Source organism: Parapedobacter soli (assembly GCF_025460835.1).
Taxonomy (GTDB): domain Bacteria; phylum Bacteroidota; class Bacteroidia; order Sphingobacteriales; family Sphingobacteriaceae; genus Parapedobacter; species Parapedobacter soli.
This window is the reverse complement of record NZ_JAMXAY010000057.1, coordinates 707-26556: the sequence shown is the minus strand read 5'-3', so window position 1 is coordinate 26556 and position 25850 is coordinate 707. Positions and strand designations below refer to the sequence as shown.

The following is a 25850-nucleotide window of genomic DNA, read 5'->3' as shown; positions in this document are numbered from 1 at the left end:
TTTTTAAATGGAAAATGGCTGGCTGACTTTTTCAGCAGGCCCTAATATACACCGAACTCACATAAAAACTGTCAAACGATGTGCTCCCACCCCACCCACTACTTCCCATCCATCATTTCATCCAGCCGGTCTTGCACGATGTCTGCCCTTTTGTACACGTGTTCCGAATCGTCAATCAGCTGCGCATACCTTTCGAACACATCCTGTCCCAGCTGCATATATTCCTCGCGGAGCTTATCCACCTCGCCATAGGCGCCCAGAAAATCCTGGTGATCCTTATCCAGCGATACGATATCCACCTCCACTTCTTCATGGCGTCGGTATAGCTCGTTCAGGATATCGAAATACATCGGGTCGATCAGGTAGTCATCTTCATACAAACTTGCGACCGTCTTGTTGTACTGCGTAGCCGCCGCCACGATCTGGCCATGGAGTTGCTGTACCGCTTGGCTGTGCTTTAGGATCCTGTCGAAAAACGCGTTTAAATCAAAATCCGATTCGCGGTCCCAAGCGGACGGATCGGTGGCCTCGCCGATACCCACTGCCTCTTCAAATACCTCCAGACGTTCTCCGAGGCAGAATATCTCATAAGATAGCTCGGCAATCTCGCTATCGAGCAGCATCAGCTGGCCTTTTTCCGCTTCATATCCCATCTTGCGCTTCCACGTTTCGTCGTGTGCTTTTTTATACTGTTTCAGGGCTTCCACCTCAAATGCCGGTGGCTGTTTGCCTTCGTGGAAAGACAGGCTTATCGGCTTCAGCGGGTGTTGTTTGGTAACGTGTTGCATAACCTCATTATGGTGTAAAGGTAATTAAATTGTACAGATAGGATTATTAAAAAAGGGCAGGGTGCCACCCCTTGGGAAGCCCCTGCCCTGTGTTTTACAGCACGTAGCTACGTACAGTGTCGCTGTAGGTCACCGTAGGATCGGTGCCGATGTACGCCACACGGAACTCGTACTCCTGCAGTTTCTCCAATCCTTTCAGTACGCAGGTTGATTTACTGCTGAGCACAGTTTTCCAGTCGTCATCGCCCGCTACCTTGCGGTACTCGAATTGGTACACCCGTGCCGGCAACCATGCCTTTACACGCAACCCCACGGTTTGCGAGTTGATGCGCGGCAGTTCTACCCTGAAGTCGGTCGGCTTCGGGGCAACACCGGTTGGCAGGGCGTCCTTGTTCGGCAGGAACCCTGCGGCCAGGATGGTGGCAGGGTTGCCCTGGGCCACCCGGTCTACATAGAGCGACAGCCCGTAGATAACCTCCCTGAGTGCGGCTTGCAGCTGGTTTTTCACTTCCACCTTCCGCCGGTCGCGGTAGGACGCCTCCGATACCGCCTCCCGGAAAACGGCTATGGCCGTATCCAATTCGGCCAACGTGGGGTCCGGCTCTGGAAACAAGTCGGCGTTTTCCGTCATCTTCAGCAAGATGTTGTCGGCGTACTGCAGGAGCTTTGCGGCGCCTGCTTCTCGTGATTGTAATGTTGGTTTTTTCATAATAAAAATTTTAAGTAAACAAATAAACCATTAACACATTTACAAAGGTCCGGCTATTCGAGAGCCGAATGGTGGAGAATCGGGCCAAATTTCCGACGGACGAATCGGAATTCTGGCCTAAAATTACACCTCGCTATAGCGATGGCAAAACAAACCGATGGCTGCATTTTTATTAAATTACTCAATATTAGCATTTTACACAAAAAACCACTACTGATGAGCTCCAAACTACATGTAGTTTGTTGCTAACTACATGTTGTTTTGCTGTAACTACATGTAGTTTATCTCCATTTACATGTAATCTGTTCGCGACAACATGTATAAAGCCTCAGATTACATGTCTTCAGGCGCGATAGCATGGTAGTTATCAAAAAAAGCAATGTTGTTTACCTTGTATTACATGTATTTACGCCGGAATTACCTGTCTTCGGGGATAATCTACATGGATGGAGGCATAGAATACATGTCATTGCGCTCGCTTTTCATGTTTTCCTTTCCGATTTACATGTACATCCACCCTCGCCCATTCTTCATCGGCCCCGTGCCGCAGCCTGAATTCCGTGGGGCTTTCGAAGAAATGCTGCCGGTAGCTATTGGAGAAATACTTGGGGCATGAAAAGTTCAGCTCCCGCGAAATATCCTCAATCGGCCGGTCCGTTGTATAGAGTAACTCCCTGGCTTTATCAAGCTTAAGCTTATGGATAAAGTCACCGATTTTTATCGGCCGGTCTTCAAAAGCCCGGGTAAGCGTACGTACACTCACGTTGAGTGCCTCAGCGAGCGATTGTTTACTGAGATCATCCATGTAATGTTTTCTGATGTATTGCAACGCTTCGTGGTATAGCGAAATTTGCTTGTACGCTTGAGTTGGCTTCGATTTATAAAGATACTGCAAATTACGCAGCAACCATTCGGAAAGTAGTACAGGTGTACTGTAAGGTTTGTATTCCATTTTTTCGAATGCCTGGAACTTACGGCGTTGTATATAGTCGATCGGTTGTTCGGGTACGATCAAGTCCAGCGGACCGTCGTCGCCGCATAGTGCCTGCAGCCCTGCCAATGGCTCAAACTCTGCTGCCAGCAAGGGCAACATTTCCTGTTTACAGCCCACGAGCAACATCCACACACTGCTTTTGGCCAGGGTTATCGGTATTTTTTCGCGCCTGCTCCCGAAACCGAAACACACCCCTTCGGCCACGCGGATGGCGTGGGGCAGGTACACATCGGCGGTGCCGGCCAGTTGGAACTGCAGCCAGTACCGCGGCGAATCGGCCAGCAGCTCCACCCGCACCCCTTCCGTTGAGATGTTCTCTTTGATTTCGACCCATTGCAGGTCGGTACTTTCAAAGGCGGCATGGCGCGGCACGTCGGCCTGTAACCGGTCCTCGGGTTGCGGGATAAACTGGAGCAGGCCGTTGAATGGCCGGTCTTGGGTAGCATGACGGTTTCCGGCAAAGCGGAAGAAATCAGGTCCTTTCATTGGCAAACGGTTTTCAGTAGCCCTAAAGATAGGGCAAATTGGATATAATTGCAATTGTGGTAAAACTTACTTGTCCGTTTACGAACATCAACTGTTCGTTATCGAACACAAAAACTGCAACTTACATTTTTGGCATAGCTACTGCTAACCTTTAGCGAACACCTTGCTTTTTACGCTCACATAAGAAAGGACAGGGGCGACTAACTCGATAAATCGCAGTGCCTGCGATGAATGGCAAATGCGATAAATTTACATGTAACTAATGAGCCTTTTTAATAGTCAAATAGGTTCAGTAGTGGTAGCGATTTCAAAATTAACAACGATGACTTTTTACCAACTTGTTCAAATCGTATCGGTATTGCTGACCGGCTTGGCCGCGGGCCTGTTTTACAGCTATGCCTGTTCAGTCACCGGCGCGTTGGGCAAACTTCCGGACAGGGAATATATATTGACTTTCCAATCGATCAACACGGCGATATTGAATGCTTGGTTTTTCGCAAGTTTTATGGGGAGCCTCATTGTCCTTCCGTTGGCGACCTGGCTTTCCTACGGTACAGGCGTTCATTTTTCATTTTGGTTGCTACTGTCGGCCACCGCCGTGTATGTTATCGGGGTGTTTGGCGTAACCGTATTGGGGAATGTGCCTTTAAACAATATGCTGGACCGCTTTAACATGGAAACTGCTACTCCACAAGACATATCTTCGTTAAGGGAAAGGTTTGAGGTTCCCTGGAACAAACTGAATTTAATCCGCACAGTAGCTGCGGTGCTCAGTTTTTTACTGGCCCTGCTGTCCATTGAGTTTAAGGTGTAAAGGCTAACAAACGACCAACTGCATGAAAGTTCTGTTTGTCTAGGCAAAAATTATTCTCCATTCCGGCCGGCACTTGTCCGTTTATAAGCTGGCAGGCCACTCGAACCGTTGTGGCGAGTGTAATTGCAATTGTGTTTTTTTCCCGGTATTTGTCCCGTTAGGTTATAACACGCATCTTTGATGATGTGAATGTTCTCCATCTCAAACATCCTCGGTTTTATGGGACACCACGTCTCAACCGAATAAATGAATTTGCAAATACTGGTCGGATTGCGTACTTTTGTGTATAAATCGCACGATAATGGAAGCTGTTGGGAAATTATCAAACGCACAACTGGAACTGTTGAAGTTATTTAAATATGACCTCTCAGGGAAACAGTTGGCAGAGATGAAAAATATGCTATCAAAATACTTTGCCGACACCGCCAGTGATGAAATGGACCAATTATGGGAAAAGAACAATTGGAGTAACGACACCATGAAGGAATGGTCAAATGGCCATGAGCGTAAACGAAAGTAGCCAATGGTTGTCGTTTTGGACATCAATGTGCTGTTGGTCACAATCGCCCGAAAATCAACTTATAGGCCTATCTTTGATGCGTTGCTCGGCGGCAAGTTCCAACTTATAATAAGCAATGAAATACTATCGGAATACGTAGAGGTTATCGAATGAAGGGCCAATCCTATTGTTGCCTCCAACATAGCAGAAATGCTGCTCAGCTTGAAAAACCTGGAGAAAGTAGATATCTATTTCGAATGGCGGTTGGTTACAAAGGACCCAGATGACGATAAATACGTAGATGCTGCCATTTCCGGTGGTGCTGACTATATCGTAACAAATGATGCCCATTTCAACGTTTTGAAAACGGTCGAATTTCCAAAAATCGACATCATTAATATTGACCAATTTATAGCGATGATCCGTTAAACGATAATGGCGAGGATTCCATACATCGTTTTCCAATCCCGCTGAAGCTATGTTGCCCGTTTACGAACATCAACTGTTCGATATCGAACACCTACACAACACACCTGCCGTGTAATCAACACAAAAACTGCAACTTACACTTTTAGCATAGCTACTGTTAGCTTTTTATACAAACTCCAAGGCTAACACGTATACAAACAATAATGATAACGAATTATTTTAAAACCGCGTGGCGGAACCTAAAGAAAAACCGCTTGTTCAGTTTGTTGAATATTTTCGGCCTCGCCCTTGGATTGGCGGTAGCCCTACTCCTATCGCTCTTCATCATCCAGGAATATTCAACCAACCAGGTTCCCAACCGCGAGAAAATCTTCCGCTACCTCACACATCTCAATTACGACGGAAACAACGATATCTGGGCTGGGGTACCCAACGCCATCGGCCCGGCGGCAAAAGATCACGTTCCGCAGGTAGCGTTGTCGGCCCGCACGCTGTTGAATGGTTTTGGGGAAAACGCAAGCATCCAGGTGGGTAACGACGCTTTTGCCGAAGACCGGCTCTACTGGGCCGACCCGGATATCGTCGACATATTCGATCTCCATTTTGTGCACGGCACCCCCAACGGCGCGCTAGCCGACCCAAATACGATCGTCCTATCGGAAAGCAAGGCCAAGCAATATTTCGGTAATGAAAACCCCGTGGGAAAGACCGTCGAAATAAATAGAAGCAACACACTGACCATCACCGGTGTCTATGCGGACCTACCTGCCACCGTTACGTTCGATGCCGAACTGATCGGTTCATTGAGCTCCACATATTATGCTGAAAACATCACGTGGGACAATGCCAGTTTCGAAACGTGGATCATGCTGCGCGAAGCCGGCAATTACCGGCAAGTGGAAGACTATCTTTCTACCGTGATGGAGGAACGTTTCGGTGCGGAAGGCACCTACTATACCCTATCGCTCCAGCCGCTGGCCGATGTTCACCTGCATTCGACGGAAATCAAGACATACAGTGAGCGGAAAGGCGATGCAGCCCAGCTCCGGCAGCTCACGTATCTCGCCATCGCACTACTGCTCATGGCAGCCATCAATTACATGAACCTGGCCACCGCACGGGCACAGCAGCGCAGCAAGGAGGTGGGCGTCAGCAAAACGTTGGGTGCCAGCCGGCAAGGGTTGCTGGGTAAGTTTTATGCCGAAACGGCCGTACTCACCGGCACGGCGATAGGCGCTGGACTGATGTTGGCCATTTTTGGCATCCCCCTATTCAACATGTTGTCGGGCAAAACGCTGGTTTACGAAACGCTTAAGCACCCGGTTTTCCTGGCGGGATTGCCGGCATTATGGCTTTCGCTCACATTGGTCGCCGGCCTTTATCCCGCCATTATCCTTTCGGCCTACACGCCATTGGAAGCCCTCCACCATCGGAAGGTAACCCGTGCTGGCTCCTCGCTTTTCCGCCGGGCACTTGTCGTACTGCAATTCGCCGCCAGCATCGTTCTTATCGTAGGGGTGGTCATCATGTACCGCCAGATGGATTTCATGAGCCACCAGAAGCTCGGTTACAACCCCGAGAACGTCCTCGCCATTAGTCTGAGCTCATTGAAAAACCACGAGGAGCTGGATGCATTGCGGAATAAGATCGGTGCGTTAGCCCCTACCCAAAGCATGGTGGTGTCGCAAGCCTTCCCCGGAAAGGGCGAAAGTAGCCATACGCTACGAAAGGATGATGCCGACAAACAGGGTATCATGTTCCGTGCCAGCCGTGTGGATGGCGATGCCGCGGCGGTGCTGCAGCTCAATCTGCTGGCCGGTAGGATGCCTAAGGAACGGGTGGATAGCGATACCACGCAAGAAGGGAATTGGATTTTTGAAATGGTGCTCAACAAATACGCGGTTGACTACCTGGGCTTGACGCCCGAAGAAGCCATCGGCAAAAAGCCACTGGCCGGCATCGGCGACAACACCTATGTAGTGGGCGTGGTAGACAACTTCAACTTTTCCTCGCTGCATGAGTCCATCGGGGCCTACGCCTTTACAAACACCCCGCAGACACTGCGTTATCTGTTGGTACGATTCACTACGGGCGATCTCCGAACCACGCTGCAACAGTACGAGCAGGCGTTCAAGCAGGTGGTGCCCGACGCGCCATTTGACTATACGTTTCTCGATAGCCACCTGAAGCGCCTCTACCTCGCCGACCAGCAAACGGCATCGGTGCTGCTTGCGTTTTCCATACTGGCCATCTTCGTTGGTTGCCTTGGCCTTTTCGGGCTCGCTGCGTTCACGGCCGAGAAACGCACCAAGGAAATCGGTGTACGCAAGGTGCTTGGTGCTACCGTTCCCTCCTTGGTGCAGCTGCTGAGCCTCGATTTCGTTAAATTGGTAGCGGTTGCTTTTATCATCGCCTGCCCGCTGGCGTACTTAGGATTTAGCAAATGGCTCGATAATTTCGCTTACCGCATCGATATCCAGTGGTGGATGTTTGCCGTGGCAGGTTTGGCGGCGGTGGTTATTGCGCTGCTCACGGTGAGCTGGCAGGCCATCCGGGCTGCCGTGGCGAATCCGGTGGATAGTCTGCGTGATGAGTAAAAAAGGTGGAAGAAGGGCAAGCGTTGCATACACCGCACAATCTACGCTGGTAGGGAACACAATGATAATTATGCAATTTCATCAATAGATGGGCCCAACCAATCAAAAAGATATTGGTTTATGGTGGCAATGAGCATCAACATCGCACGCATTACGAAGTGCGGGGCTGGCACACAACCGGCGTGGATTGATGTCCGGGCTTCCTTAAAGCGCAAGAATGGCATCCATTTGCCCGGATACCTTCTTCAGGTACTCCCGGTCGCCACCACTCAGCTCGACCGTTAGCCATCCGCCCTGGTAATCGATATCCCGGAGTGCCTGCATCACCACCGGCCAGTTGTTGTCGCCTTCCAGCAAGTCAATGCCAAACCCTTTCCACAGCCCTTCGTCATTCATCTTTCCACGACTGAACTCCTTGGCGTGCAGCTTCACGATGCGCCGGTTGAGCTCGGTTATCCAATGCTCGGGCCAGCCGTACCGCAAGATGTTGCCGATATCGAAATACCAGCCCACCAGCGGGTGGTTGACCTCATCGACAAATTGCCGGGCTTCCACCGGGCTCAGGATAAAGTTGCTCCATACGTTCTCCAAGCCGATCTTCATGCCTGTCTTTTCGGCATGGGGAATCAGCTTCCGCACCGAATCCAGTGCATTCCGGTAGGCTACGCCATAAGGGACCTTCTCGTTCACCACGCCGGGCACCACCAGTACCGTGTCGCCACCGAGTGCTTTTACTTGCTCCAGCGACTTCGCCACTGAGTCGATGGTGAATTGCCGCACTTCCGGGTCGGGGTCAGACAACGGCTTGCTCCAATGGTCTTTATTGACCACGCTGGGAATCTCGATGCCTGCTTTTGCCTTGGCGTCAAGCAATTCATCCAGACTGAAGTCGACCGGACTGTTGAACTCCACTCCGTCGAAACCTAGATCTTTCACCAGCTTGCACTTGTCGACCAACGAGAGCTCCTCCTTGATCATGTAGAAGCTGACACCTTTCTTCAGTTTCAATGTGTTGCCCGTCGGCTTGGCCATCAGCGGACTGTTGCCGCCCAGCGCGGGGGCTACCACGGCGGCGCCCGTTAGCAGCGACGCCGATTTTATAAACTTCTTTCTATCCATAGCATTAAATGGTTGTGTTTTCGCCGGGGATGGCAATGGGCAGATCGTATTTCATATCCCACGATACATTGCCCGGGAACAGCACCTCGTTGGAGGCCAGCGCCGCCTCCAGTGAAACCTCCTGGCCCGTATAGCCCGCCATCCGGCCCGCCAACGCAACCAGGTTCGATTTCACCATCCAGTCGCCGTCGTTCATCGGTTTGCCCGCCCGGATAGATGCAAACAGCTCGTCGTGCTCCTGCTGGTACATGCTGCGGGAGGTACTCTCCTTATAGGCGTTCTCGTCGGTGAATTTGGTGGAGTCATCATACTTCCAGGGGTTCTTGCCGGTGATGTCGTGGCCACCCGTGCGGCAGTCCACGATGCACCGCCCCTCCTCGCCCACCAGTTCCACCGCATAAGACGGCGCGGTGTTGGCCTGCTGCCGGCATGAGAAATAGGCCTTCGAGCCGTCATCATACTGGTATACCATGGCGAAGTGGTCGTACACGTTGCCGAATTTGGGGTCGATCCGCTTCTGGCGACCGCCGCTCCCGGTTACGCTCACGGGCAACTTATCGCCCAGCGCCCATTGCATCATGTCGAGGCTATGGATGGCCTGTTCGATGATATGGTCGCCCGAAAGCCAGTTGTAGTACAGCCAGTTCCGCAGCTGGTATTCGAAGTCCGTCCACTGCGGCTGCCGCTCTTTGTACCACAGCTCGCCGGTATTGTAGGTGCTCTCGGCGGTGAGTATCCGGCCGATTTGTCCATCGAGCACACGGCCGAACGTTTCACGCTTGGGCTGGTGATAACGCCAGCAGAACCCCGACACCAGCGACAGGTTTTTAGCTTTGGCCTGTTTCGACGCTTCGATAACCCGGCGCAAGCTAGGCCCATCCACCGCGAATGGCTTTTCGCAGAATATATGCTTGCCGGCATTCACTGCCGCCTCCAGATGGTCGGCACGGAATGCGGGCGGCGCGGCCAGCAGCACCACGTCGACATCGAGGTCTACCAGTTGCTGGTAAGCATCCAGCCCAACAAATTGACGGCGCTTGCTTACCTTCACCTTATCACTGAATTTCTCTTTCAGGGCCGTGAGCGACTGTTCGAGCTGGTCCTCGAACGCATCGGCCATCGCATATAGTACCACATCGGGGTCGGCATTGAGTGCCTCCATGGCCGCTGCCGTCCCGCGGCCACCGCAGCCGATCAGGCCCACCCTGAGTGTTTTGGAATTGAGCGGCCAGATGGAGTTGGATCCAAGCGCGTAATCGGTGGCAACTGCACCTGCGATGGTGGTCAACCCCGCTGTCTTTAAAAATTGTCTTCTCGAATAGTTCATACGAATCATTAACTAGATAATTGATTATTGGTTAGTCTGCTAACCATTGGTACACTCACAAATATTGAAAAAATAAAACGGGTTGGCAAGCACAAAAAGGCGGGTAGCGGCTTTCGGGGCTAATCAATCGATTGTTCTATTTTCGCCAGCTGATTACACCGGTATGCATCTGCGGCATTGATTTCGGCCCGCACCGGATAAACTCTCCCCTTTAGGGGGTAAACGGGGCACGCCCACCACCCTATCTTTGTACCCACTAGCTATGAGGAAAAAGTAACTTGTAATCTTAAAAACAAAAAGCGATGAGAAGGAAAAACATCATTCAGAAAACAGCGTACCTGCTTTTGGCAGCTGCAACCTTGACCTCCTGCGCCAAAAACGACACCCCCGAAATCGATAACGGCGAAGATACGCCCAGCACGTTATTGCTGATCACCGAGGCCAAACTCAATGGCGAAACACTCACCCGATATGAATATAACGCCCAAAACCAGCTGATTGTGGTCCATACCTATCTTGATGGCAAGCACACTTCCACGGCCGAATACACCTACGATGACCGCGGCCGCCTTTTGGTAGTCACCAATACGCTTGTAGACGGAAGCGCGATCAGTACGGTAGAATACGTCTACGCTGGCAATGACGACAAACCCGTATCGGCCGTAACCACCACCCATGTGGGCGAAGTGGTGCAGTGGGACATCATATACAGCTATTCGGATAATCGATTGACCGAAACCATCATCCAGCCGGCACCGGCCCCCGAATTGGTAACGGTATATACGTATACAGACAAGGGGGATATATCGTTGATCGAAACCAGTCTCGGCGGCACTTGGGCCGGTACGACCGAATATGGCGACTATGACGACAAAAACTCACCCAGTATCCTGGGAAACCCCTTTGCGTGGAAAGTCCCTTCCAGACATAACCACCGATCGCTAAAATCAACCGGTCCGGAAGGGGTAACCGAGGACAAGATATACAAATATACATACAACGATTCCGGCTATCCCGTGAAGACCGAAATTTACAATCGGGGTGAAGACGAAGTCTTGCAAACCATTGAAACTAGCTATAAGAAGGCTAATTAATCGAATACAACAGGCTCATTCCACGGGTTGCCCCGTTTCTACCGGCACATATTTGCGGTTGATGTGCTGCCAGATGTACACCATATAGCCGGTGACCAGCAGGGCACCGGCCACACCTTGGAAGAGCAGCGTATAGTGGATACCCCACGCGCTGGCCAGTGCCCCTACCAGTAGGCTCCCTATCGGGAAAATGCCTTGGAACGCCATGATATAATAGCTGATGGCACGCGCCCGGTACACCGGCATGGCATGGGTTTGTAAATAAGTGTTGATGCTCGAGTTCTGCACCATCATCCCCATGGCGGCAAGCAAGGTACTGACCAGGGCCAACGGCAGCCACGATGCGAAAGAAAGCGCCAGGATGCCCAGCGCCATCAGCCCGGCAGCTTTCATCACGCGGAACCGAAGGTTGGTGCCCATCCGCGTTTTGGCCATGTAAATGGCCCCTGCCATCGCTCCCAGGCCGGCGGCACTCTCAAACCAGCTGAAGGTGGTGGCATCGCCATCGAACATTTCGCGGGCAATGACCGGCAGCAGCGTAGTATAGGGGATTACCAGCAGACTAGACACACCGAGCAGCATGATGAGCGAAGATATATGCGGCGAATTTCGTAGGTAGCTGAAACCTTCCTTGAGGCCCTGCCACGTACTTTCCTTACGCCTGACAGCCTGTTGCGGGTTCAGCCGCATGAGGAGCAACGACGCGATCACGGCAAAGAAGCTGATGAAATTGATACCGAAACACACGGCCTCGCCGTAGGTGCTCAGCAATATGCCTCCTACCGCCGGCCCCACCATACGGGCGGCGTTGAACGCCGACGAGTTAAGCGCAATGGCGTTGGGTAGGTCGGCCCGGTCGTCAACCAGCTCCACCATGAGCGACTGCCGGGCAGTCACGTCGAATGTATTGATTACCCCCTGCACCAGACTGAGCACGCCGATCCACCACACACTGTAATAACCGAGAAACACCATCACGGCAAGCACCCCGGCCTGTAGCATCAGCCCAACCTGGGTAATCAGTACGATACGGTATTTCTGGTGCCCGTCTACAAAACTCCCGATGAAGGGCGACAGGAGAAGGGACGGAATCAGCGAGATGAACGAAATGACCCCGAGCACCAAAGCAGACTCCGTAAGCCGGTAAACCAACCAGCTCACCGCGATACGCTGCATCCATGTACCCATCAGGGAAATGGCTTGCCCCGTGAAATGCAGTCGGTAGTTTCGATGTTTTAGTGCCCGGAAGATATCCACCCGCTGATAAGCACAAAAGTCATACCACCCAATACGTCCGTTCAAAAGGTGAAAACACCTAACAATTTTTCGTTATTCGGGTTATTTTCGTTAATTTTACAAGCTGTTTGCTGTCGTTTACAGCTATTTAGACATACATAAAAATATCACTCAAAAACATGAAGTTTTTTATTGACACCGCGAATCTACAACAGATCAAAGAAGCCCAGGACCTGGGTGTGCTGGATGGTGTAACCACAAATCCAAGCTTGATGGCCAAAGAAGGCATCACGGGCGAGCAGAATATCATCAACCACTACAAAGCCATCTGCGAGATCGTGGACGGCGATGTGAGCGCGGAGGTGATATCCACCGATTTCGATAATATTATCAAAGAAGGCAAAGCATTGGCCAAACTCCACGACCGCATCGTGGTGAAGGTACCGATGATCAAGGAAGGCGTAAAGGCAATCAAGTACTTCACCAGCGAAGGCATCAAAACCAACTGTACGCTGGTGTTTTCGTCGGGGCAAGCCCTACTGGCTGCCAAGGCAGGGGCTACTTACGTATCGCCTTTCCTGGGCCGCTTGGACGATATTTCGACCGATGGGCTGGCGCTGATCGAAGATATCCGGCTGATTTACGACAACTACGGGTATGAAACCCAGATCCTGGCGGCTTCCATCCGCCACGTGATGCACATCGTAGAGTGCGCCAAAATCGGTGCTGACGTGATGACCGGGCCGCTGTCGGCTATATTGGGATTGCTTAAGCACCCGCTTACCGACAATGGGCTTGCACAGTTTTTGGCAGACCACGCCAAAGCTGCCGGCAAATAAGCTATATATTGCGGAGCATGCCCCGAAAACACCTTATCTTTTGGGGCATACTCCCTTTCACCCCCTCCGATCATGCTGAACGCAATAGAGAACAAAAGGAAAGAAGACGCCAACGAGCGTTTCGCCCCCCTATTGCGGCGCAACAAGCTTAAAGTAACGCAACCCCGCCTGCGGGTATTGCAAATCATCTCCGAGAAAGATACGGCCATCTCCCAACCCGATCTGGAAAAACTGCTGGGCGACTCGGTTGACAGGGTAACGCTATACCGGGTGCTGGCCACCTTCGAAGAGAAAGGCCTACTCCATAAAATATTCGACCTGCACGGCACAGCAACCTATGCGCTGTGCTCTACCGAATGCGGCGAAAACCACCACCACGACGAACACGTGCACTTCATCTGCGCTGCATGCAACAGCATCTACTGCCTGGAAGATTTCAAGATGCCCAAAATCAACCTGCCCCATGGGTACCAGCTGCAGTCTATAGGCGTCAATGCCGTGGGGCTCTGCGCGCAGTGCAGAGGTCTTGGTGAAGTGTGAAGTAAGGCTCAATAATGGCCACCTCCGGACCTAAATTTAAGCTACGAGGTTACCGTATGTCATTATGCTCAGGCAACGTTTTCAGTAACTCTGCCGCGGAAACCTCTTTAATCTCACCATCAACTTTCACCACAAGACTCCCCCCTTTGGCCGCTGTTTCCTCGGCCAGCTTCCGCAATGCCTTCCGGACACCATAAAGCAACCTTTCTGAAAAAGGCGTGTCTGATGGAAATGATATGGGGCTATTTGATATCATTGACTTGTTGCTGTATAACAGCCCAAATTTCGTCATTAACAACCATTTTTCCAAATTCATCTTGCTTAGCAACGATTTCAGGGCGCAGATCCATATTGTCCAACACAAACCACTTATCACAATGGGAGCTGTATAAATGCACCAAATTATACAGACCACGGTAATAGCGCCGTATGACTACCTCATCCGGAATATGATGACCTCCTTCAGACACCCTTTTGGCGACCCGTTTTATCGCTTGTTCAGGCGAATCGAGCCAGAAGTACACGAGCGTTACCAGGTACCCCTTCTCTTTAGCCTCTTTGATTAACAAAACGTAACTCCTTGTTGCCAATGTGGTTTCAAACGCAAAATCTACCCCTTCCCGAATAAGTTCACGGATACGGCTGAGCATGATACGACCTGCTTCCAACGCAACGCTACCGGGGTTAAACGGTGAAAGTCCTGCAGCGATATTGTCCGCATTGACAAATTCCCTACAATCCCAGATTTCTGGAAGCACGGTATAGCTGGCCGTGGTTTTCCCGGCTCCGTTGCAGCCTGCTATGATATATAAATTTGGCATGGCGTACCCTCCTTAAATAATAGTGAAAATCAATCAGCAACCAATATAGAAACAAACCACAATGCATTACAACTTATTGTTCACAAAATCCCGCTAAAAAACCCTTCTTATACTTTGCTAAATAGAAAATTTTATAAATTCAATATATTAATAAACATATTATTATATCATTTATATAAACTTATGGTTTCTATTTATCTTTTAGCAAAGACACCCCCCTTACATCGTCCACATCCACAACCTGCCCTAGCTCCCTGAAAACCACTATTCTTTGCTAAAATAAAAATACATAATAGGCTAAAATACAAAAATATACATATTCAACTAATTTAAAAACATTTGTTTATAACAATTACCTAAACAAAAAGATTTGATTATGATTTTAGCACTATTTTCAGCCGTCACCCCAACCCGCAGACGCATGAATATTTTCGTAATTTAGCGGTGTGATCACATGGATATCGAAACAAGGACAGCACCTCATCGGCTTCTGTAAAACCAGAAAAGGCGCCACCATCCTTCTCGCCTCCGCCGCACTTGTGATCATTTTTTACCTGTCGCTCCCTAGGCCACTCTTCCGCTCCCCCACCTCATTCGTCATCGAAGACTCGTCGGGCAAACTACTCGGCGCCTCCATTGCGGCCGACGGCCAGTGGCGCTTCCCGGCCACGGATAAAGTACCGGAAAAATTCGCCGAATGCATCACTACCTTCGAGGATAAACGTTTCTATTACCACCCTGGTATCGACCCCATTGCCCTGGCACGGGCGGTAAGGCAGAACGTCTCGGCCGGCCGGGTAGTAAGTGGGGGCAGCACCATCAGCATGCAGGTAATCCGCATGAGCCGCGACCAGGACCGTACCGTGTGGCAGAAACTCATTGAGGCGTTCCTGGCGGTGCGGCTCGAGTTCGGTTACAGCAAAACCGAAATCCTGGAACTGTATGCGGCAAATGCTCCGTTCGGCAGCAATGTAGTGGGCCTCGATGCCGCGGCGTGGCGCTATTTCGGCCGTGCGCCCGAACAGCTGTCGTGGGCCGAAACAGCGGTACTGGCCGTGCTGCCCAATGCGCCGGCACTCATCCACCCGGGGCGCAACCGTGAGCAACTGCTCGCCAAGAGAAATGCATTGCTCGACAAACTGGTATCGGCCGGAACCATTGACCGCCAAACCGCAGACTTGGCCAAATTGGAACCGCTCCCCGACAAACCGCATCCGCTGCCACGGCTGGCACCGCATCTGCTGGAACGCTTCAAACTCGAATACCCCACCCTCCACCTGCAGACCACCCGCGTAGCCACGACCATCGATGCGGCGCTGCAACAGCAGGTGGCCGACATCATAGACCGCTACCACCGTAACCTGAGCGCCAACGGCATCCAAAATGCCGCTGCATTGGTACTTGAGGTAGAAACGGGTAACACATTGGCATATATCGGGAACGTGCACACTCCGCAAAACAGCGAAGCAGAGAGCCAGGTGGACATGATCACCTCGCTGCGGAGCCCGGGGAGCACGCTCAAGCCCCTGCTTTATGGCGCCATGCTTACCGACGGACTGATCCTGCCCCATACCCTCATCGCCGATGTACCCACCCAGATCGGCGGCTATGCCCCGCAGAACTACGACCTCGGCTACGACGGTGCCATACCCGCTTCGCGGGCGCTGAGCCGCTCGCTCAACATCCCGGCGGTAAAGATGCTGCAACAATACAAATACCAGCGCTTCCACCCTTTCCTCAAATCCATGGGCATCCAAACCCTTACCCGCCCTGCTGATTTTTACGGCCTATCCATGATTCTGGGGGGCTGTGAGGTAACCCCGTGGCAACTGGCAGGTACCTACGCCAGTATGGCGCGTACGCTGAACCATTACGACAGCTACGATGCCAACTATAACCGGGCAGATTACCACGAACCGTTTTACCTGGCCGGCAGCCGCGGGCCGGCCGAAACATCGATAGAACGGGCGTCGGCCATTGACCACGCTTCACTATACTTCACCTTCCAGGCCATGAATGAGGTGATGCGCCCCGGCGAAGAAGCGCTATGGGAACAGTTTGCCTCGTCGAAGAAAATCGCTTGGAAAACCGGCACAAGCTTCGGCTTCCGCGATGGATGGGCCGTGGGCCTTACGCCGTCGCACGTGGTGTGCGTATGGGTGGGCAATGCGGATGGCGAGGGGCGGCCCGGCCTGACCGGTATCAACACAGCGGCTCCGATACTGTTCGACATTTTCGACCTGCTGCCGTCGCCGGGCTGGTTCGCCGCACCGCTCGACCGTATGGTGCAGACGGCCGTATGTGCCCAGAGCGGCCACCTGGCAGGGCCCGATTGCCCCCACCCCGATACCGTATACATCCCCGTGCCGGGACACCGATCGGCCGTTTGCCCTTACCACCAAACCATACATACCAACCACGAAGGGACACTCCGCGTTACGGCCGACTGCACCAGCCCCGACAACATCGTTGCATCCAAATGGTTCGTCCTGCCCCCTACCATGGAATACTATTACAAAACACGACATAGCAGCTACAGGGAGCTCCCTCCCTATGCCCCGGGGTGCACGGATGGTACGCAAGGACTGGTGATGGAAATGATTTATCCGAAGAATAATTCAAGAATTTATATACCTTTAGAAATTGATGGCAAGCGCGGGCAGGTGATTTTCAATGCTGCCCACCGCAAACGGGGCAGTAGGATATTTTGGCATCTGGATAACACGTATGTCGGTGAAACGGAAACATTCCACCAGCTGGCGCTGGAAATACCACCCGGCGAACACCGCATCACACTGGTGGACGACGACGGCGCGCGCCTCAGCCAACGATTTGAAATTTTAGCAAAATAAAAGACACAACAGACCATGTCGACTAAGAAAACAAATGCATTCAAACACGTACTTACCCAACTGATTGCCGACCTTATCGAGAAAACGGGCAACAAACCGATGAACTATAAGCAGGTGGCAGCCAAACTCAACCTGGTCGACCCGGAGTCGCGCGATGCCATCCGCGATGTCCTGCAAGAAGAGGCACAAGCCGGGGGGCTATTCAAAGAGACTGAGAAAGGCAAATACACCCTGCGGGAGCTCAAGGCATTTGCCATCGGCAAGGTCGACATGACAGCCGATGGGTCGGCGTTTATCGTGCCCGAAGACGAGTTTGAAGACGACATCTATATCGGGCCACGCAAGCTGCGGCAGGCCCTGCATGGCGACCGCGTAAAAGTGCACACCTACGAGAAACGGCGCGGCAAGCGCAAGGAAGGCGAAGTGGTGGAAATACTGGAGCGCGCGCGCACGGAGTTTACCGGAACAATAACCATATCGCCGCGCTTTGCGTTCCTGATTGCCGACGACCGGAAGATGCTGCACGACATCTTCGTGCCGCTGGCCGACCTCAATGGCGCCCAAGACGGCGAAAAAGTGGTAGTGGCCATCACCGAGTGGCCGCGCGACAGTAAAAACCCCGTGGGAAAGGTCACCTTCGTGCTCGGTAAGAAGGGCGAGAACGACACCGAGATGAATGCCATCCTCGCCGACTTCGGCTTCCCCCTGCAGTTTCCAAATGCCGTAGAAGAGCAGGCGTCGGCCATCGGGGCCGAAATACCGGCCGAAGAAATAGGCAGACGGCGCGATTTCCGAGCCACCACCACATTTACCATCGACCCGGAAGATGCCAAGGATTTTGACGATGCCATTTCTTTCGAGCAGCTAGCAAACGGAAACTACCAAGTGGGTGTGCATATCGCCGACGTAAGCTACTATGTGCAACCCGACTCGCCGCTCGACAAAGAAGCCTTCGAACGGGGCACGTCGGTGTACCTTGTGGACCGCGTGATCCCCATGCTGCCCGAACGGCTATCCAACGACCTGTGCTCGCTGCGGCCAAACGAAGACCGGCTGGTTTTCTCGGCCCTGTTTGAGATGGATGGCAATGCAAATGTGGTTAACGAGTGGTTCGGGAAAGGCATCATCCGGTCTGACCGGCGGTTCAGCTACGAGGAGGCACAGGAAATCATCGAACAGCAAACGGGCGAATTCAGTACCGAACTGCACACCTTGAATAAACTGGCCTACATCCTGCGCGACCGTAAATTCAAGCACGGTGCCATCAGTTTCGAAACTACCGAAGTGAAATTCAACCTCGATGAAAATGGCAAGCCGCTGGGCGTTTATGTGAAAGAGCGCAAGGATGCCCACAAACTCATCGAAGATTTCATGCTGCTGGCTAACCGGCGCGTGGCCGAATTTGTCGGCAAACAAGGAAAAGGCCGCCAGAAAAAGACATTCGTATACCGGGTGCACGATGTACCAAAAGAGGAAAGCATCACCGCATTCGCCCAATTCGCCGCCCGTTTCGGTTACAAAATCAACACCAAAACAGACCGGGAAACCGCACGCTCACTCAATGCACTGATGGAACGGGTGGAGGGCACCAAAGAGCAAAACGTGCTCACTACACTGGCCATCCGGTCCATGGCGAAGGCCATCTATACCACCAAAAAAACGAGCCACTATGGCTTGGCATTCGACTACTACACCCACTTCACTTCGCCCATACGCCGGTACCCCGATGTGATGGTGCACCGGTTGCTGGAACACTACCTGGAAGGTGGAAAATCGGTCAACGCCGAAGCATACGAAAAACTCTGCGAACATGCCTCGCAGATGGAAAAAAGAGCCGCCGATGCCGAGCGTGCATCGGTAAAATACAAACAAGCCGAATTCCTGCAAGACCAAGTGGGCGAAATATTCACCGGTATCATTTCGGGCGTAACCGAATGGGGCATGTATGTGGAGATAGAGGAAAATAAATGCGAAGGCATGGTGCGCCTGCGCGATATCACCGACGATTTCTACGCATTGGACGAAAAGAATTATGCCATCATCGGCCAACGGCGGAAAAAACGGTACCAGCTGGGCGACGAGGTGAAAATACGTGTGAAAAAAGTGGATCTCGCCAAAAGGCAGATCGATTTCACCCTCGTGTCCTAAGGGCTAGCGGCAAGCTGACCCATTGACGGTTTTTGTCAAATTTCCGTTATGAATGGGCAATACCGTCTATTTTTGGCAAATAATGTTTTCCTTTGCCAACCGAATGAACGTTCAATTAAGCACGGCAACAGCAGCGAAGAAGCAGGCGATATATGAAAGTACCCTGCGGCTCATCAAGGAGTTTGGCTTCCACGGCACGCCGATGAGCCAAATCGCACAGGAGGCAAACGTGGCCACCGGAACGATTTACCACTATTTCGACTCGAAAGACGAACTGATCGTGGACCTCTACCACCACACCAAAGAACGTATGCTGCAGGCGATATTCAAGAGAAGCGACCCTATCTTACCTTATCCGGAACGGTTTGCCAGCGTGTGGATCAATCTGGTGAAATATTATGTGCGGCACCCGGAAGTATTGAGCTTTATGGAACAGTTTTTTTCTTCGCCCTACGTGAAAGTGGTATACCCCGAAGACCTCCTGTGCTTTCAGGACGAAATATCGGTATTCTTAAAACAGGGCATCCAAGAAGGCTATATCAAGCCGCTGGATATCAACATCATCAGCGCCGCATATATCGGCACCCTATCCGCAACGGCCAAACGAAACATCCACGGTCGTTTTGCGTTAAAAGAAGAGGATCTCAAAAAGATGATCGCCATTATCTGGGATGGTATCAAGAATTGACAAGCAATATGACGACAACGGCAACTATGTATTTCAAAAAACTTTTTTACAGTATTTTAATCGTTATCGGCAGTGGTTTCGCTTCGCTATCGCTGGCGCAGGAAAGCACCGCTGCCTTGCCTGAACAGGTGCGACTGCAAGACCTGATCGATTTCGCGCTCGAAAACCGGGCAACGATACAGCAGGCTTTGCTCGACGAAGAAATCGGCGAACGCGAGATAGCCTCGGCACTTTCGGGGTGGTACCCCCAAATTGCCGCTACCGGCACCTATAACAATAACATCAAAATCCCGACCACCGTAATCGGCGACCAGGTTATTGCCATGGGGCAGAAACATTCGAGTGCGGTGGTGCTCCAGGCCGACCAGCAACTGCTTAACCCAGGGCTGATGCAAGCTTCAAAAGCTGCCCGATACATCCGCCAGCAAAATGCACTCAACACCGAAAACAGCACCATCAATACGGTGGTGGAAGTGAGCAAGGGCTACTACGACATCCTCACCAGCGAGGAACAACTGAATATCATCCAAGAAAACCTGGCCCGCATCGAACGGCAACTGGCAGATGCCAGGGCGCGCTACGAAACGGGTATCGTTGATAAAATCGACTACAAACGTGCGGAAATCACATTGGCCAACACCAAAGCCGAACAGAAGCGGGTGGCCGAAATGCTCAATTACAAATACGCTTACTTGAAGGAACTCATCGGACTGGGTGCCGGGCAGCCCCTCACCTTATCGTTTGAGAACACGGCCATGGAACAAGAAATACTACTCGACACCTCCAGAACGGTAAACCTGGAGAACCGCGTGGAATTCCGGCAGCTGCAAACGCTGAAGCAATTGCAACAGCTAAATACCCAGTATAATAAATGGACATTCCTGCCTACGCTTTCGGCATTCTATAACTACGCATGGGATTTCCGAAACAACCAGTTCCCGGATCTGTACAGCCAGGATTTCCCACGCTCGGTATTCGGCCTCACGCTCAATGTGCCGATTTTCCAGGGCACCAAGCGCATCCAGGAAATCAGGAAATCAAAATTGCAGGAAGAACGTATCGATTGGGATATCATCAACCTGAAAAACCAAATCAACACGCAATACGAGATGGCCATGGCCACATATAAAGCGAACCTCAATGATTGGACCACCGCTCAGCAAAATATGGTGCTGGCTGAAGAAGTATACAACACCCTTAAATTGCAATACGATGAAGGCATCAAGACGTACCTCGACCTGATGACGGCAGAGACCGACCTGCGAACCGCCCAAATCAACTACCTCAATGCACTGTTTGCAGTGCTCTCAGGTAAACTGGAAGTACAACGTGCTTTGGGTATCGTATTGGATGAAAGGTGATTGGACACGTTAGACAACAGACGTTAGACACTAGACAACAGACATTAGACAACAGACATTAGACAGGATTTAAGACTATTGACTTATAAATATATGAACAACTACAAGATAGCCCCTCTTTTACTCGTTGCCGCTACCCTAGCGGGTGCTTGTGGCAATAAGCAACAAAAGCAAGCTGCCGGACCACAAGCCATTCCGGTGACCGCCGACGTAGTGACAGCCGAAATCGTGACCGGCATCGACGTGTACCCCGGGAGTGTCGTTCCACTCAATGAGACCGACCTGCGGGCCGAAGTAAACGGCTATATCACCGGGATCTTCGTTGCCGACGGTGCCTCGGTGAGCAAAGGCCAGAAGTTATACGAAATAGACCGCACACGGTACGAAGCGGCTGCGCAGCAGGCCAAAGCCAGCCTCGCCATTGCCGAGGCCAACTTAGACCGTATAAAACGCGACGTAGAGCGGTACCGTAAGTTGGCCGATCAGGACGCTATTGCCCGGCAGACCCTGGATTATGCGGAGACCGACCTGAATAATGCCGAAGCCCAGGTGGCTTCGGCCCAGGCAGCGGTAGTAACCGCAACCACAAACCTCAACAGGTCTACCATCATAGCGCCATTCAGCGGGACCATCGGTATCTCGCAGGTGCGTATGGGTGCCCTGGTGGGTGCAGGCACCACGTTGCTCAACACCATCTCATCCACCAGCCCCATTGCCGTTGATTTCCCCGTCAACCAGCGGAGCATCCAGCAGTTTGTGGATTTGCAGAAGCAAGCTGACACCGACTCGGTCATTACGCTGAGCTTTGGCGGCAAGGTATACCCCCACGCCGGCAAAATAACCGTGATAGACCGCGCTGTGGATGCCAATACCGGCACCATCACCGTGCGGGCTACGTTTGCGAACCCCGACGGACTGTTGCGGGCCGGGATGAACACCAATGTGCGCGTGCGCACAACGTCCGAAACCGAACAGCTGGTCATCCCCTACCAAGCGGTTATCGAGCAGCTGGGGCAATCGGCGGTATATGTAGTTACAGACAGCAGCACCGTCGATGAGCGACTGGTGGAACTCGGTGCGAAAGTAGCCGAAAAGGTAGTGGTACGCCAAGGGCTATCCTTAGGTGAAACGGTGGTAACACAGGGGCTGATCAATTTGAGGTCCGGTGCTAAAGTTACCGTACAGCAACCTGCCGAAACCGAAAAATAGGTCGATAAATCACATTGTAGTTCAAGTGTAGACATGATTTCAGAAGTATTTATAAGAAGGCCGGTCACTTCCATCGTTATCTCCATTTTGATAACGCTGATCGGAGCCATATCCATTACCACGCTGCCCGTAAGCCAGTATCCGAATATTACCCCTCCTACGGTAAGCGTTTCGGCCAGCTACACGGGGGCGGATGCCGAAACCGTGGAGCAAACCGTTACCACCCTCATTGAGAGCCAGATCAACGGCACACCGGGCATGGCCTACATGTCATCGAACAGTACGTCCGACGGGCGCGCGAGCATCACCGTGACCTTCGACGTAGGCACTGATATCGATATTGCCACGCTCGACGTGCAGAACCGTGTGGGCATAGCCGAACCGGCACTTCCCGAGGCGGTCCGGCGGCTTGGGGTAACCACCCGCAAAGCCAATACGGACGTGCTGATGATGATCAACCTGTTTTCGCCCAACGGCACGCGCGACCAGCGGTTCATGAACAACTATGCCAACCTCTACGTGCGCGATGCTTTGATGCGGGTGAAAGGTGTGGGCGACGTGATGGCATTCGGGCAACCCTTTAGTATGCGGGTATGGCTCGATGCGGATAAGCTGGCCAACCTGAACCTTACGCCCGCCGACGTGAATGCTGCTATCCAGGAACAGAACCTCCGGATGCCGGGCGGGAGCGTAGGTGCCCGGCCGCAGCAATCCGACCAGGTATTCGAATTTCCGGTAATCCTGGATGGCGACCTTGATACCGAAGAAGAATTCAGGAAAATCGTCGTCAAAACGAATGCGGATGGCTCGTTGGTGTACCTCGATGATATTGCGCGCGTGGAACTGGGGCAATTCGCTTACAACATCACAAGCACCGTAAACGGCAGGGTCGCATCGGGAATGATGATCAACCAGATGCCAGGAGGAAACGCGGTAGAGACAGCCGCAGGTATCTACTCCGCACTGGAAGCGCTTAAAGAAACATTCCCCAGCGACCTGGACTACGTGGTGAGCTACGAGACGGTATCGGTGGTACAGGCCTCTATCAATGCGGTGCTTTCCACCCTGATCGAAGCCCTCATATTGGTAACACTGGTGGTGTTTATCTTCCTGCAAAGCTGGCGGGCAACCTTGATACCGGTGTTGGCAATCCCGGTTTCCATCGTCGGAACATTCATCTTCTTCAACCTGTTTGGCTTTTCCATCAACAACCTTACCATGCTGGCATTTGTGCTGGCCATTGGTATCGTGGTAGACGATGCCATCGTGGTCGTGGAGGCGGTGCAGCACCATATCGACAAGAACAAGCTCAGCGCCCCGGAGGCGACCCGCCGGGCCATGAAAGAAATTACCGCCCCGGTCATCGCCATCGGGTTTATCCTCGCAGCCGTATTCATACCCGTCGGGTTCATACCCGGTATGGTGGGCTTGCTATACCAGCAGTTTGCCATTACCATCGCCGTTTCCGTACTCCTGTCGGCATTCGTGGCGCTTACGCTTACCCCCGCATTGTGCTCCCTCATGCTCAGGCCGTCGCAGCTCAATGAAAAATCAACGGGTATCAATAAGGCTTTCTATAAGTTCAACACCTGGTTTGACCGGGTTACCAAGCGCTATTCAGTGGGCGTAAGGAAAGCCATTAAACGGGCTCCGTTTATAATCATCATATTGATCTGCATTTACGTCGGAACGTATGGCCTGTTCTCGGCCAAGCCAGCCGGGTTCATCCCTACGGAAGACAACGGTATCTTCATGGCCGGGATAACCCTGCCGGAAGGATCTTCTGCCGCCAGGACCACGGAAGTGCTCCAGGAAATGGAAGCAACGTTGACGGAAAACTTCCCCGAAATCAACAACCTCACGGCCATCAATGGTATCAACCTGCTCAACCGCTCGTTCAAGTCTAATGGAGCTACCTTTTTCGTACAGCTGAAGCCTTGGAAGGAGCGTAGCCGCACGGCAACTGAAATCCTTGGCCAAATCCAGCGGATGTACACCGGCTACCCGAAAGCAACCGTACTGGCCGTGGCGCCCCCGGCTATCCCCGGATTGGGTTCGAGCGGCGGGTTTACCATGCAGATACTCGACCAGGCGGGAGGAGACATCAAAGATTTCGAAGCCGTGGTGGGCCGGCTTGTGATGGCAGCCAACCAGCGGCCGGAAATAGGTATGGCGTACACGCTATTCAATTCGAAAACCCCTAATTACCAGGTGACGGTAGACCGGGACCAGGCCAAGAAAATGGGCATACCGCTCAGCAGCATCTACAGCACGATATCCGGCTACCTGGGTAGCAGCTATGTAAATGACTTTACGCGCTTCGGCCGGAACTTCCGGGTGGTAACCCAGGCCGATACTGCTTTCCGAATGGGGATCGAAGACATCAATAAGCTTTATGTCAAAAACCAACAAGGTGTTTCCGTACCGCTGAGCACGCTGGTTTCTTATGAGGTGGTGCAAAACCCATCGATCATCAGCCACTACAACATCTTCCGATCCATCGACATCGGTGGCAGCGCCGCACCCGGCTACAGTAGCGGCGATGCCCTGGACGCCCTGGAAGAGGTAGCAGCCGAGACGCTCGGAGCCGGTTATACGTATGAATTTTCGGGCCTAAGCTTGCAAGAGAAAGAATCGGGCAATGCCACGATGCAGATTTTTGCACTCTGTATCATTTTCGTATTCCTCCTGCTGGCCGCACTGTACGAAAGCTGGTCGGTACCCTTCTCCATCCTGCTTTCTGTACCATTGGGTATATTCGGTGCTATTCTGGCACTCACGTTCCTCCCCCATCTCGACAACAACGTGTATGCACAGATCGGACTGGTGGCCATTATCGGGTTGGCAGCCAAGAATGCGATCCTCATTGTGGAGTTCGCCAAAGAACGGGTCGATATGGGAATGGGACTACTCAAGGCGACCATCGAGGCAGTCAAATTGCGGTTACGTCCCATCATCATGACGTCGCTCGCTTTCATCATCGGTATCATGCCGCTGATGTTTTCGGTGGGTGCCGGTGCCGTGTCGCGGCAAACCATCGGCTGGACCGTGTTCGGCGGTATGCTCGTGGCTACTATCATCGGTATATTCGTAATCCCCGTGCTGTTTGTGCTGATTACCAAAATGGCCTATGGCAAAAAGAAACTGGCCGAGCTCAGCGCATCCTACAAACCGGAGGAACACCGGGATATGCTGCATAGCGATGACGAAGAAGAGTAGGCTTTAATGGTTAATGGTCAATGGTCAATGGTCAATGGTCAATGGTTAATGGTTAATGGTTAATGGTTAATGGTTAATGGT

Annotated in this window: 20 protein-coding genes and 1 pseudogene; 13 read left to right on the top strand and 8 right to left on the bottom strand. The window is 52.1% G+C overall.

Annotated elements, in window-relative coordinates; genetic code table 11:
- Positions 1-98: 98 nt before the first annotated feature.
- The 3 genes from NGM62_RS18470 to NGM62_RS18460 form a co-directional block, all read right to left on the bottom strand.
- Positions 99-788 (bottom strand): hypothetical protein, encoded by a 690-nt coding sequence (locus tag NGM62_RS18470; RefSeq protein WP_262249772.1) that lies wholly within the window; start codon positions 786-788, stop codon positions 99-101.
- Positions 789-882: 94 nt separating this feature from the next.
- Positions 883-1497, bottom strand: a complete 615-nt coding sequence (locus NGM62_RS18465) for a fibronectin type III domain-containing protein (protein ID WP_262249771.1) — start codon at positions 1495-1497, stop codon at positions 883-885.
- A gap of 466 nt (positions 1498-1963) precedes the next feature.
- The gene (locus tag NGM62_RS18460) at positions 1964-2977 is read right to left on the bottom strand and encodes a helix-turn-helix domain-containing protein (RefSeq protein WP_262249770.1); all 1014 of its coding nucleotides are present in this window, start codon (positions 2975-2977) and stop codon (positions 1964-1966) included.
- Positions 2978-3299: 322 nt separating this feature from the next.
- Here NGM62_RS18460 and NGM62_RS18455 point away from each other — a divergent pair, with 322 nt between their 5' ends.
- From NGM62_RS18455 to NGM62_RS18440, 4 genes and pseudogenes are all read left to right on the top strand, one after another.
- Positions 3300-3791: an anthrone oxygenase family protein gene (locus NGM62_RS18455; RefSeq protein WP_262249769.1), complete on the top strand. Its 492-nt coding sequence runs from the start codon at positions 3300-3302 to the stop codon at positions 3789-3791.
- 301 nt (positions 3792-4092) lie between these two features.
- Positions 4093-4311 carry a hypothetical protein gene (locus NGM62_RS18450; protein ID WP_262249768.1) on the top strand — a complete coding sequence of 73 codons (219 nt, stop codon included), beginning with the start codon at positions 4093-4095 and terminating at the stop codon, positions 4309-4311.
- Between the two features lie 3 nt (positions 4312-4314).
- Positions 4315-4719: pseudogene (locus tag NGM62_RS18445) on the top strand (putative toxin-antitoxin system toxin component, PIN family).
- 203 nt (positions 4720-4922) lie between these two features.
- Complete coding sequence (locus NGM62_RS18440) at positions 4923-7316, top strand: ABC transporter permease (RefSeq protein ID WP_262249767.1); 2394 nt, start codon at positions 4923-4925, stop codon at positions 7314-7316.
- 204 nt (positions 7317-7520) lie between these two features.
- Here the strand turns inward: NGM62_RS18440 and NGM62_RS18435 are convergent, their stop codons facing one another.
- Both NGM62_RS18435 and NGM62_RS18430 read right to left on the bottom strand, forming a co-directional pair.
- Positions 7521-8435 (bottom strand): sugar phosphate isomerase/epimerase family protein, encoded by a 915-nt coding sequence (locus tag NGM62_RS18435; protein WP_262249766.1) that lies wholly within the window; start codon positions 8433-8435, stop codon positions 7521-7523.
- Positions 8436-8439: 4 nt separating this feature from the next.
- Entirely contained in the window at positions 8440-9762 is a 1323-nt protein-coding gene (locus tag NGM62_RS18430) for a Gfo/Idh/MocA family protein (RefSeq protein WP_262249765.1), read from the bottom strand.
- Between the two features lie 302 nt (positions 9763-10064).
- Between NGM62_RS18430 and NGM62_RS18425 the strand changes: the two genes are divergently transcribed.
- On the top strand, positions 10065-10856 hold the full coding sequence (locus tag NGM62_RS18425) for a hypothetical protein (RefSeq protein ID WP_262249764.1): 792 nt from the start codon (positions 10065-10067) through the stop codon (positions 10854-10856).
- Between the two features lie 15 nt (positions 10857-10871).
- On the opposite strand, the gene NGM62_RS18420 is transcribed toward NGM62_RS18425, so the two are convergent.
- On the bottom strand, positions 10872-12158 hold the full coding sequence (locus tag NGM62_RS18420) for an MFS transporter (protein WP_262249763.1): 1287 nt from the start codon (positions 12156-12158) through the stop codon (positions 10872-10874).
- 113 nt (positions 12159-12271) lie between these two features.
- On the opposite strand from NGM62_RS18420, the gene fsa reads away from it, so the two are divergent.
- Positions 12272-12931, top strand: a complete 660-nt coding sequence (fsa, locus tag NGM62_RS18415) for a fructose-6-phosphate aldolase (RefSeq protein WP_262249762.1) — start codon at positions 12272-12274, stop codon at positions 12929-12931.
- A gap of 72 nt (positions 12932-13003) precedes the next feature.
- Positions 13004-13471, top strand: coding sequence for a Fur family transcriptional regulator (locus tag NGM62_RS18410; RefSeq protein ID WP_262249761.1), 468 nt, complete (start codon positions 13004-13006; stop codon positions 13469-13471).
- A gap of 49 nt (positions 13472-13520) precedes the next feature.
- On the opposite strand, the gene NGM62_RS18405 is transcribed toward NGM62_RS18410, so the two are convergent.
- Together NGM62_RS18405 and NGM62_RS18400 are read right to left on the bottom strand one after the other, a co-directional pair.
- Positions 13521-13727 carry a hypothetical protein gene (locus NGM62_RS18405; RefSeq protein ID WP_262249760.1) on the bottom strand — a complete coding sequence of 69 codons (207 nt, stop codon included), beginning with the start codon at positions 13725-13727 and terminating at the stop codon, positions 13521-13523.
- Entirely contained in the window at positions 13714-14292 is a 579-nt protein-coding gene (locus tag NGM62_RS18400; protein WP_262249759.1) for a zeta toxin family protein, read from the bottom strand. The genes NGM62_RS18405 and NGM62_RS18400 overlap by 14 nt, the downstream gene beginning before the upstream one ends.
- Before the next feature lie 446 nt (positions 14293-14738).
- On the opposite strand from NGM62_RS18400, the gene pbpC reads away from it, so the two are divergent.
- From pbpC to NGM62_RS18370, 6 genes are all read left to right on the top strand, one after another.
- Positions 14739-17144: a penicillin-binding protein 1C gene (gene pbpC, locus NGM62_RS18395; RefSeq protein ID WP_262249758.1), complete on the top strand. Its 2406-nt coding sequence runs from the start codon at positions 14739-14741 to the stop codon at positions 17142-17144.
- Positions 17145-17159: 15 nt separating this feature from the next.
- Entirely contained in the window at positions 17160-19292 is a 2133-nt protein-coding gene (rnr, locus tag NGM62_RS18390; RefSeq protein ID WP_262249757.1) for a ribonuclease R, read from the top strand.
- A 103-nt stretch (positions 19293-19395) separates the two neighbouring features.
- Positions 19396-19980, top strand: a complete 585-nt coding sequence (locus NGM62_RS18385) for a TetR/AcrR family transcriptional regulator (protein WP_262249756.1) — start codon at positions 19396-19398, stop codon at positions 19978-19980.
- An 8-nt stretch (positions 19981-19988) separates the two neighbouring features.
- Positions 19989-21341: a TolC family protein gene (locus NGM62_RS18380; protein ID WP_262249755.1), complete on the top strand. Its 1353-nt coding sequence runs from the start codon at positions 19989-19991 to the stop codon at positions 21339-21341.
- A 93-nt stretch (positions 21342-21434) separates the two neighbouring features.
- Entirely contained in the window at positions 21435-22550 is a 1116-nt protein-coding gene (locus tag NGM62_RS18375) for an efflux RND transporter periplasmic adaptor subunit (RefSeq protein ID WP_262249754.1), read from the top strand.
- Between the two features lie 33 nt (positions 22551-22583).
- Complete coding sequence (locus NGM62_RS18370; protein WP_262249753.1) at positions 22584-25769, top strand: efflux RND transporter permease subunit; 3186 nt, start codon at positions 22584-22586, stop codon at positions 25767-25769.
- Positions 25770-25850: the final 81 nt, after the last annotated feature.

What these genes read in the sequence shown, in the direction of transcription:
- NGM62_RS18470 (WP_262249772.1), bottom strand. Translation starts at nt 788, where the DNA reads ATGCAACACGTTACCAAACAACACCCGCTGAAGCCGATAAGCCTGTCT.
- NGM62_RS18465 (WP_262249771.1), bottom strand. Translation starts at nt 1,497, where the DNA reads ATGAAAAAACCAACATTACAATCACGAGAAGCAGGCGCCGCAAAGCTC.
- NGM62_RS18460 (WP_262249770.1), bottom strand. Translation starts at nt 2,977, where the DNA reads ATGAAAGGACCTGATTTCTTCCGCTTTGCCGGAAACCGTCATGCTACC.
- NGM62_RS18455 (WP_262249769.1), top strand. Translation starts at nt 3,300, where the DNA reads ATGACTTTTTACCAACTTGTTCAAATCGTATCGGTATTGCTGACCGGC.
- NGM62_RS18450 (WP_262249768.1), top strand. Translation starts at nt 4,093, where the DNA reads ATGGAAGCTGTTGGGAAATTATCAAACGCACAACTGGAACTGTTGAAG.
- NGM62_RS18440 (WP_262249767.1), top strand. Translation starts at nt 4,923, where the DNA reads ATGATAACGAATTATTTTAAAACCGCGTGGCGGAACCTAAAGAAAAAC.
- NGM62_RS18435 (WP_262249766.1), bottom strand. Translation starts at nt 8,435, where the DNA reads ATGGATAGAAAGAAGTTTATAAAATCGGCGTCGCTGCTAACGGGCGCC.
- NGM62_RS18430 (WP_262249765.1), bottom strand. Translation starts at nt 9,762, where the DNA reads ATGAACTATTCGAGAAGACAATTTTTAAAGACAGCGGGGTTGACCACC.
- NGM62_RS18425 (WP_262249764.1), top strand. Translation starts at nt 10,065, where the DNA reads ATGAGAAGGAAAAACATCATTCAGAAAACAGCGTACCTGCTTTTGGCA.
- fsa (WP_262249762.1), top strand. Translation starts at nt 12,272, where the DNA reads ATGAAGTTTTTTATTGACACCGCGAATCTACAACAGATCAAAGAAGCC.
- NGM62_RS18410 (WP_262249761.1), top strand. Translation starts at nt 13,004, where the DNA reads ATGCTGAACGCAATAGAGAACAAAAGGAAAGAAGACGCCAACGAGCGT.
- NGM62_RS18405 (WP_262249760.1), bottom strand. Translation starts at nt 13,727, where the DNA reads ATGATATCAAATAGCCCCATATCATTTCCATCAGACACGCCTTTTTCA.
- NGM62_RS18400 (WP_262249759.1), bottom strand. Translation starts at nt 14,292, where the DNA reads ATGCCAAATTTATATATCATAGCAGGCTGCAACGGAGCCGGGAAAACC.
- rnr (WP_262249757.1), top strand. Translation starts at nt 17,160, where the DNA reads ATGTCGACTAAGAAAACAAATGCATTCAAACACGTACTTACCCAACTG.
- NGM62_RS18385 (WP_262249756.1), top strand. Translation starts at nt 19,396, where the DNA reads ATGAACGTTCAATTAAGCACGGCAACAGCAGCGAAGAAGCAGGCGATA.
- NGM62_RS18380 (WP_262249755.1), top strand. Translation starts at nt 19,989, where the DNA reads ATGACGACAACGGCAACTATGTATTTCAAAAAACTTTTTTACAGTATT.
- NGM62_RS18375 (WP_262249754.1), top strand. Translation starts at nt 21,435, where the DNA reads ATGAACAACTACAAGATAGCCCCTCTTTTACTCGTTGCCGCTACCCTA.
- NGM62_RS18370 (WP_262249753.1), top strand. Translation starts at nt 22,584, where the DNA reads ATGATTTCAGAAGTATTTATAAGAAGGCCGGTCACTTCCATCGTTATC.